This window comes from Methanomethylovorans sp. PtaU1.Bin093, assembly GCF_002067275.1.
Taxonomy (GTDB): domain Archaea; phylum Halobacteriota; class Methanosarcinia; order Methanosarcinales; family Methanosarcinaceae; genus Methanomethylovorans.
This window is the reverse complement of sequence record NZ_MVQX01000059.1, coordinates 75,011-85,182: the sequence shown is the minus strand read 5'-3', so window position 1 is coordinate 85,182 and position 10,172 is coordinate 75,011. Positions and strand designations below refer to the sequence as shown.

General features: G+C 42.0%; 2 protein-coding genes and 1 pseudogene. 1 reads left to right on the top strand and 2 read right to left on the bottom strand.

All coding sequences use genetic code 11. The features are described from left to right. Together A4E24_RS07170 and A4E24_RS07165 are read right to left on the bottom strand one after the other, a co-directional pair. Nucleotides 1–3,396, bottom strand: a pseudogene (locus A4E24_RS07170) (hypothetical protein); the annotation flags it as partial. Between the two features lie 352 nt (nt 3,397–3,748). Beyond that, nucleotides 3,749–8,086 (bottom strand): hypothetical protein, encoded by a 4,338-nt coding sequence (locus A4E24_RS07165; protein ID WP_292352599.1) that lies wholly within the window; start codon nt 8,084–8,086, stop codon nt 3,749–3,751. A gap of 958 nt (nt 8,087–9,044) precedes the next feature. Here A4E24_RS07165 and A4E24_RS07160 point away from each other — a divergent pair. Then, nucleotides 9,045–10,148 carry an AAA family ATPase gene (locus A4E24_RS07160; RefSeq protein ID WP_292352598.1) on the top strand — a complete coding sequence of 368 codons (1,104 nt, stop codon included), beginning with the start codon at nt 9,045–9,047 and terminating at the stop codon, nt 10,146–10,148. Nucleotides 10,149–10,172 lie beyond the last annotated feature (24 nt).

Genomic DNA, 10,172 nt, shown 5'->3' with positions numbered 1-10,172 from the left:
CATCACATGACTGAAATCCGCAGCTGTGGGATTTGTCCACGTCCAGTTGATCCAGGTTGGATCGACATCAGTTTCCCCAAGGTTTGTTACGGATGCAGGAGGTGTGATGTCTGAAGGTATTGGAGTAGTTGCTGAATCGTTCACCCATGTGGAATTGATGTTCCCGGAAGTATCGACTGTGTGTAGACCGATACTGTAAGTCAGTCCTTCAGTAAGTCCGGTTGCATTATACGAATTGACAGAACTACCGGATGTATTTGTGACAAATATACCATTCAAGTAAACCATCACATGACTGAAATCCGCAGCTGTGGGATTTGTCCACGTCCAGTTGATCCAGGTTGGATCGACATCAGTTTCCCCAAGGTTTGTTACGGATGCTGGGGGCGTTGTGTCAAATCCTTCTCCCACGCGAAGGACTACAAGACCATCATCACCAGCAGCTACATAGACATGATTGCCTTCCACAGCAGCAGGTCCACCAATATCATAGATTCCTGCAAGCGTTGGTGCTGAGGGATCAATGATATCCAATATCATAAGACCGTTATTCCACTCTGTTATGTAGACATAATTGCCTGCAACAGCAACGTCTGTTGCATGAACAGTACCATAACTGCTCACAAGTGTTGGTTTTGAAGGATCACTGATATCCACAACTTCAAGAGAACTAGCGTAACCTAGTGCATCTGTCATACTAATTACATATGCATAATTGCCTGCAACAGCAACATCATTTGCATAGCCAGTATCATAATGACCCACAAATGTTGGTGTTGATGGATCACTTATATCCAGGATCACAAGACCTGCACCAGAGGCTACATAGGCATAATTGCCTGATACAGCAACACCCCGTGAATCACCAGTATCATAACGACCCGCCACTGTTGGTGCTTCTGGATCACTGATGTCCAGAATCCTAAAGTCATCATACTCGCTGGCTACAAAGGCATAATTGCCTGATATAGCAACATCGTGCGCATAACCGTAAGAATCATACCTGCCAACAAGTATTGGTGCAGATGGGTCACTGATATCAACTATATCAAGAGAACTAGCGTAACCTGGTCCCTCTGTTCTACTAATTACGTAGGCATAGTTACCTGATACTTCAACACTCCAAGCCTCCAGCCAGCCATTGCCGATATCACAACTACCCACAAGTATTGGTGATTCCGGATCAGTGATATCAACAATTTGAAGCTGACCACCGTCCCATAATAAAGAACTGGTAGCGACATAGGCATAATTACCAGCTATCGCTATATCATAGACAAGACCACCAAAGTGACTAGCCAATTCCACATTGATTGTTGCCGTCCTTGCAGAATCATTTACCAATGTTGTATTGATGTTCCCGGCAATGTCCACGGTCTTCGTACTTATGGTATGCACTCCTTCAGTCAGGCCGGTAGCGTTATAGAATCCGTCCGATGTATTTGTAGCAAATGCACCGTCAATGTACACCATAACATGACTGAAACCTATATCAGAAGGATTTTCCCAAGTCCACCTGATCCAGTCTGAACCTACAGCCGTCTCTTGAAGGTTTGTTACAGATCCAGGTGGTCTTGTATCTGGCACTACTTGAAGTATGACAAGACCATTATCACGATCTGCTACATATGCATTATTGTCTGAAACAGTAACACCATTTATCCAACCACCAGTATCATAGCTGCCTGCAAATGTTGGTGTGGCTGGATCACTGATATCCACGATCACAAGTTGTGAAGCAGAGGTGATGTAAGCGTATTCACTCGATACGGCAATATGAAGTGCACAACAGCCAGTATAATAACTGCCTTTTAATGTTGGTGAGTGGGGATCAGTGATATCCACGACCACAAGACCGTTATTGACATCGGTTATATAAGCATAATTACCTGAAACAGCAACACTGCTTGTATAATCAGTAGTACCATAACCACCTGCAAGTGTTGGTGCGGCTGGATCACTGATATCCACGATCACAAGACCATTGTCAAAATCAGCTATGTAAGCATAATTACCTGCTACATCAATACCCTCTGCAGAGCCATCAGTATTATAAATACTCGTAAGTGTGGGTGAAAAAGGATCACTGATGTTAACAATTTCAAGACCATGGGTTGTATCGGCTACGTATGCATAATTGCCTGCTACATCTACATCTTGCGCGTTATACACATCATAACTGCCTGTAAGTGTCGGTGATGAAGGATTGGCAATATCCATTATCACAAGACCATTTGTAACATCGCTTATGTAGGCATAACTGCCTGCCACAGCAATATCATGTGCATACTCAGTATCACAGCTGCCCACAAGTGTTGGTGCTTCCATATCACTGATATCCACAATCACAAGGCCATTGATATCATCAGCTACATATGCATAATTGCCTGAAACAGCAACATCATTTGAAACAACAGTAGTAGCATAGGTACCCATAATTGCTGGTGAAGAAGGATCATTGACATCCACGATCAAAAGTCCATTTTGACCAGCTGCTATGTAAATATAATTGCCGGCTACATCAACAGGTCCACCAATATCATAACTCCCCGCAAGTGTTGAAGCTGCAGGATCGCTGATATCCACGATCAAAAGACCATTGTATACCGAAACATAGGCATAGTTGCCTGCTACATTAACAGCATAGACATAGTCACCTGCATAAAAACTACCTACATCTACTGGTGCAGCTGGATCACTGATATCAACGATACCAAAACCACTGTCACCATTAGCTATGTAAACATAATTACCTGATACGACAATATCATCTGGCCATCCGGCAGCATCAAGCCTGCTCACAAGTGTTGGTGTTGAGGGATCACTGATATCAATTACCTTAAGCTCCCCATAGGGATCAATGAAGTAGTATCCACTGGTAACATAGGCGTAATTACCTGAAACAGCAACATTATCACACTGACCCACATAAATTCCTGTGAGTAGGGGTGAGGATGGATCACTAATGTCCAGGATAGCAAGACCATCATCACCTGCGGCTACATAGGCATAATTGCCTGATACAGCAACAGAGCCACCAATATCATAACTGCCTGCAAGTGTCGGTGCTGATGGATTCGTGATATCAACTATCATAAGGCCATCGCTGACAACGTAAGCATAATTACCTGATACGGTAACACTCCCTACTTCTGATGGAGTGATCAATCTCCCTACTTCTGATGGACTTGAAACGTCCGCTATGTCAAGCACGACAAGATCCTGCCCCTGTCCTAAATATGCATAATTCCCATCTACAGCAACATTCAGAACAGACCCCCCAAAATGGGTGATCAAATCTGTATTGACATAATCTGCTACGGTGATTCCTGTCGTCAGTAACAGGAATAAAAATACAATTCCAGAATAGATTAATCTACTTGATCTTGTTTGCATACACGCCCACTCCACCATTTATAGGGAACTATGAGTTACCTTAGTGTATACCCATAGAAGTATGTAGTAACAGTCTATATATAGATAGGCAATAAATAGAGATAACAAAATATATTTTTGGTATACTATTTGAAATATATCTAACTTTTAAATAAAAAATATAGTTCCCACTTTTATTTTACAATTAGGTACATAAAGGAACAATACTAATTTATAGTTCCTAACCATTCGTTTGAAAATGAAAGTATGGACTTCACTACTTATTGAATGCGATTTTAACATGTATTAGTTGTAAGCCTTCAGTTAATAAATATAATATTCAATTTATACATTTTTATTAAAATAAAATAAGTTAACCCCAGTTGACGATAACTGGAGTCACACCTGCCCATCCAAAACTGATCGTATCAAATCCGGAATCTGTCCTGATGAGAAAATTATTACCTGTGGTGTTGTACACACCCAGCTCAGTAATTCTGTCCCCGTCCCAGTCACCCACAACAGGCTGCGTGCCAACCGAGCCGAATATCACAATATCTGCGACGTTAGTTGTGGTATTCCACAAAGCCCAGGTACCTGCGTAGTCATATACACCGACTTCCTCGGTACCGTCACCGTTCCAATCACCCACAACAGGTGTTACACCTATCCATCCCAAGCTGATCGTGTCAAATCCTGCATCTGTGCGGATCATGAAATCATTACCTGTGGTGTTGTACACACCCAGCTCAGTGATCCTGTCCCCGTCCCAGTCGCCAACAACAGGCTGTGTGCCAACCGAGCCGAATATCACAATATCTGCGACGTTCGTTGAGGTATTCCACAGAGCCCAGGTACCTGCATAGTCATATACACCGACTTCCTCGGTACCGTCACCGTTCCAATCACCCACAACAGGCGTTACACCAGGCCATCCCAAGCTGATCACATCAAATCCTACATCTGTGCGGATTATGAAATCATTACCTGTGGTGTTGTAGACGCCCAGCTCAGTGATCCTGTCCCCGTCCCAGTCACCCACAACAGGCTGTGTGCCAACAGAGCCGAATATCACAATATCTGCGACGTTCGTTGTGGTATTCCACAGAGCCCAGGTACCTGCATAGTCGTATACACCTACAGTATGAGGAACAGGAATTTGTGCACCAGTCAGTTTCAAAATGACAAGGCCATTTCCACCTTCGGTCAGGTAGACATAACCCTCTGCTACAGCAATATCATATGCAGACTCATAACTATTGGCAGCATAGCTGCCTGCAAGTGTTGGTTCGGCAGGATTTGTGACATTCAAAATTACAAGACCATTTTCTTCATCGAGTACATAGGCATAATTGCCTGCTACAGCAACCTCAGTTACATAACCACCAGTAGCATAACTGCCCGCAGGTGTTGGTGACGTGGGATCAATAATATCCAAGATCACAAGGCCATTGGAAGCATCTGTCAAGTAGGCATAATTGCCTGATACAGTTACATCGTATGTCCGATCTCCGGTATTATAGCTGTCTGCAAGTGTTGGTGAGCTGGGATCACTGATGTCCACGATCACAAGACCACTGTAAACATCGACCAGATAGGCATAATTGCCTGCTACAGCAACCTCAGTTACATAACCACCAGTAGCATAACTGCCTGCAGGTGTTGGTGAAGAAGGACTTGTGATATCCAGGATAAGAATACCATCCCAACCACTTGGTGTATAGACATAATTGCCTGCTACAGCAAAACTAAATACTTGACCTGCATAGCTGCCTGCAAGGGCTGGTGCTGAAGGATCAGTGATATTCACGATCTTAAGACCATTATCGCCTTCAGCAAGGTATGCATAATTTCCTGCCACAGCAACACCAATTGCATAACCATCAGTGTCATAACTGCCTGCAGGTGTTGGTGCTGAAGGATTCGTGATGTTCACAACTGCAAGACCGCTCTCACCTTCGGCCAGGTATGCATAATTGCCTGCTACAGCAACAGCGAATGCGTAACCTGTAGAATAGCTACCTGCAAGGGCTGGTACTGACGGATCGGTGATATCCACGATCGTAAGACCATTCCAATCGTCGGCCACGTAGGCATAGTTATCTACTACAGCAACAGAGAATGCGTCACCCGTGGAATAGCTGCCTACAAGGGCTGGTGCCGAAGGATCACTAATATCAAAGATCATAAGACCATTTCCATAATCGGCTACGTATGCATGATTTCCTGCTACAGCAACATCAAGTGGATTACCATCGGTATCATAACTGCCTGCAAGGGCTGGTGCTGAAGGATCACTGATATCCACAACTACAAGGCCTTTATCATAATCGGCTATGTATGCATATTTTCCTGCCACAGCAACATCATCCGGATGACCAGTAGTATTATAACTGCCTGCAGGGGCTGGTGCTGAAGGATCACTGATATCTATGATAAGAAGCCCACTCCAATCATCTGTTACGTATGCGTAATTTCCTGCTATGGCAACCCCAAATGCATAACCGTCTGTATCATAACTGCCTGCAAAAGCTGGCGCCGAAGGATCACTGATATCCACAATGAGAAGCCCATTCTCTTCTTCAGCTATGTAAGCATAGTTTCCTGCCACAGCAACATCATTTGCATAACCTTCCGTATCATAGCTGCCTGCAAGTTCCAGTGCTGATGGATCACTGATGTCCACGATCATAAGACCATTCTCACCTTCAGCTAGGTATGCATAATTCTCTGCTATGGCAACACCAAACAGATCTGATGAAGTGGTTATCCTCCCAAGTTCTGAAGGACTTGAAACATCAGTGATGTCCAGTACAACAAGGTCCTGTCCCTGTCCGATATATGCATGATCTCCGCTTATGTCAAAGTTTCCAATATGTCCCCCAAAACGACTAACGAAATCCACATTGACTTCAGCGGTACCCGAGCCAAAGATAAGGAGACCATTGCTACCATCGGCAAGATAGAGATGACTACCTGATATGGCAACGGCATATGCCCACCCAGTGGTATTATAACTGTCCACAACTGTGGGTGTTGATGGGTCAGTGATATCCAGAATGAAAATGCCAGTTTCGCCATCAGTTACGTACGCGTAATTTCCTGCTACAGCGACAGAAGATGCATGACCGTTAGTATCATAATTGCCTTTGAGGGTTGGCTTAGCAGGATTCTTAATATCAACAATCATAAGACCTCTTTCCTCATCGATTATATATGCATAATTTCCTGCTACATCAACATTAACTGCATGATCAACAGGATTGTAACTATCTGCAAGCGTTGGTGATGAAGGATTGGTAATGTCCACAATGACAAGACTGCCACCATCGGCTACATATGCATAATTTCCTGACACGGTCACATCAATTGCGAAACCAACAGTGTCATAATTACTTGCAAGTGTTGGTGAGTAAGGATTACTTATATCCACTATCAATAGGCCTTTCTCACCTGCAGCTACGTAAGCATAATTGCCTAAAACAGCAACATCATATGCAGACCCCGCAATATCATAACTGCCTGCAAGTGTTGGTGCTGCAGGATTAGTGATATCCACTATTGTAAGACCGCTATAATCGTTAGCAACATAAGCATAATTGCCTGACACTGCAACACCCAGCATCCAACTCAAAGTATAATAATTTCCAATGATCTTTGGTGCTGATGGATTACTAATATCAACAATTGCAAGATCATTACTGTCACTATCTACTACATATGCATAATTGCCTGATGTAACAACATCCACTGCATAACTAATAGTAATATAGCTTCCTGCAAGTGTTGGTGCTGACGGATTAGTTATATCCACTATTGTAAGACCTTTCCAACCAGTTAAATAGGCGTAATTACTAGCTACCGTAACACCATATGCATAAAGAGAACTATCATAGCTCCCTACAACTGTTGGTAACGAAGGATCAGTGATATCCATGATCAAAAGGCCAGTTTTACTATCGACTATGTAAGCATAATTGCCTGCTACAGCAACACCATATATATTGCCTTCAGTATCATAGCTGCCTACAAGTGTTGGTAACCACGGATCAGTGATATCCACGATCATAAAATCATCAGTTTCATCAGCTACATAGGCATAATTACCCGCGACAAAAACATCATATATATAAGCAACATTATCAAAACTCCCCATAAAAGTTGGTGCTGCAGGATCAGTAATATCCACGATCATAAGGCCATTAAAATCATCGACTACATAGGCATAATTACCCGAGACAAAGATGATACGTGCATAGCCAGTATCATAACTTTCGGTAATTATTGGTGCTGACTGATCAGTGATATCCACTATGACAAGACCATTATCACCATCGGCTACATAGGCGTAATTACCTACTATAGCAACATCATATGCCTCACCTTCAGTATCATAATTACCTACAATTGTTGGCGAAAGTGGATCAGTGATATCCACGATCATAAGATTCCCTTCATAATCTGTTATATAGGCATAATTACCTGATACAGTAATATCATCCACTAATGATGGAGTAATTACTCTCCCTACTTCTGAAGGATTTGAAACATCAGTCATATCCAGTACAACAAGATCCTGCCCTTCTCCAATATATGCATAATTCCCATTTACTACAGCATCGGAGACCATTCCTCCTATGTGACTAACTAACTCCACATTGATTTCATCGGCTGAGCCGGTCCCGGCTATCATTATCAAAGCAAACAACATAATTACAGAATAGATTAACCTACTTGATTTGTTTTGCATATGCACCCAACTCCCAAAGTATAGACAACATTAAGTTGTCTGAATTACCTCATCTATAAAAGTATATATGGATGAAGTATTACATAAACATTTTCAAAAGTAAAGACGAATTGAAATATATTTTTATGATGAAATTGTTTTTATTGATCCTTATCATGGGAAAATATGAGCCTGTTACTTCCATATGAAAAGGTTTCAATAGATAAGACAGTATAAACCTCTAGGTAAAATTAAGGCTTTTTCGGTGTTTGTATTAGCAGCGGAGGCAGGGTTTAGGTTTTGAATTTTACAGATGAGCTTGCATTTTATCTTAAGAATACCGATAAATTGGTAGATAGTAGTGGACACTTTATATTTGGAGCAATGAACATCAAGCCAACTGTAGTGAAAGGAAATGGGATGAAGGCACTGGAATAATAGGTTGCGCCTATATGGCCTTGTATCGTCCTCAGTTAGTTTTTACTCACATACATAAAACATTAGATCTTGCAACCCAATGCTACCCAATCAGACAAGAAAAGACTACTACAACCATGAAAGTCATGACATAAGCAATGGAAATAAGAATCTGTAAAGAGTGTAAATTTACTTTTCAGCTACTATTTCCATCATTCCTATGAAGCTATAGGTAGTATATATTTTCCTCTGAAAATAATAGTCAATGACTAGGAAATCCTCGATGATTTCGGCAGATCTATATAGAATTCCTCTAAAGATCAGTATCATTGACCCAAAATATCAGTTTAGAGGCCGGTACATACAGACACATTCTTTGAAAATACATACTTGATCCATTCCTCAAAAAGAGACGATTTTTACAGACCCGGAAATAGCTGATAAGAAGAAGGGTAAGTTTAATATCTTAAGTATCTTTATGTGCAATTAGAAAACGAATAGAGTTGAGAGCATAGTCCGATCAGTGCAACGCACCAACCATAAAAACAGCAGGGAAGATGAATTCGAACCTGCAGGATCGACGGCAGAACTTTTGGTCCTTGAGCCAATTGGATATCCCTTAAGTAGTGTACTTGATGATTATCCGGAAATAGAGGATGCTGGTGTGTTTGAATTCTATGCCAGGGAACAGTGGAATGGCTGCATCGCACGTAAAGGCGAATATTTATTTGACAGAAGGATGTATCCTGATTTTGCGTACAGGATAAAGGAAGTTAAGCCTCCCGGATCAGTTATTGGGATGGAGACCTTGATCATTGTTCATGAGGACAACGCGACTACTCCTACCGTGGAATTTCACAGTAACATTTGCTTTGACGATGTGATCGGACAAGATACTGCTAAGCAAAAATGTAAACTGATCGAGAAATATCTAATGCAACCTGAAAAATTTGGAAAATGGGCTCCCCGTAATGTACTTTTCTTCGGGCCTTCAGGGACGGGCAAGACAATGCTTGCAAAAGCTCTCGCAAATAAAGCAAATGTACCTATAATCCCTGTAAAAGCAACACAGATGATAGGAGAATATGTAGGAGAAGGTGCAAGGCAGATCCACCAGTTATACGACAGAGCCGAAGATATGGCTCCCTGCATAATTTTCATTGATGAACTGGACGCTATTGCTCTGGACAGGCGTCACCAGGAACTAAGAGGAGATGTTGCAGAGATAGTAAACGCTTTGCTCACTGAAATGGATGGAATAGTAGAGAGAGAGGGTATTTGTACCATTGGTGCTACTAATCGTACGAACAGTCTTGACCCTGCAGTAAGGAGCAGATTCGAAGAAGAGATCGAGTTTTCATTGCCTGCTGAAGAAGAAAGGGTAAAGATACTTGAAACAAACGTTGCCACGTTCCCACTGCCTGTTAAAGACGTGGATATTAAAAAAATCGCTGCGATGACAAAAGGATTCTCTGGAAGGGATCTTGTAGAGAAGGTCCTGAAAACAGCTTTACATCAGGCAATTATAGAAGACAAGGAAGAAGTTTCTGGAAAACACTTTGAAGAATCCATGGGTAAAGTACTCCATAAGAATGGTACTGTCATGGATAACAGGATGTATTCCTGAACTATCAGTTGTTCATTATATTGA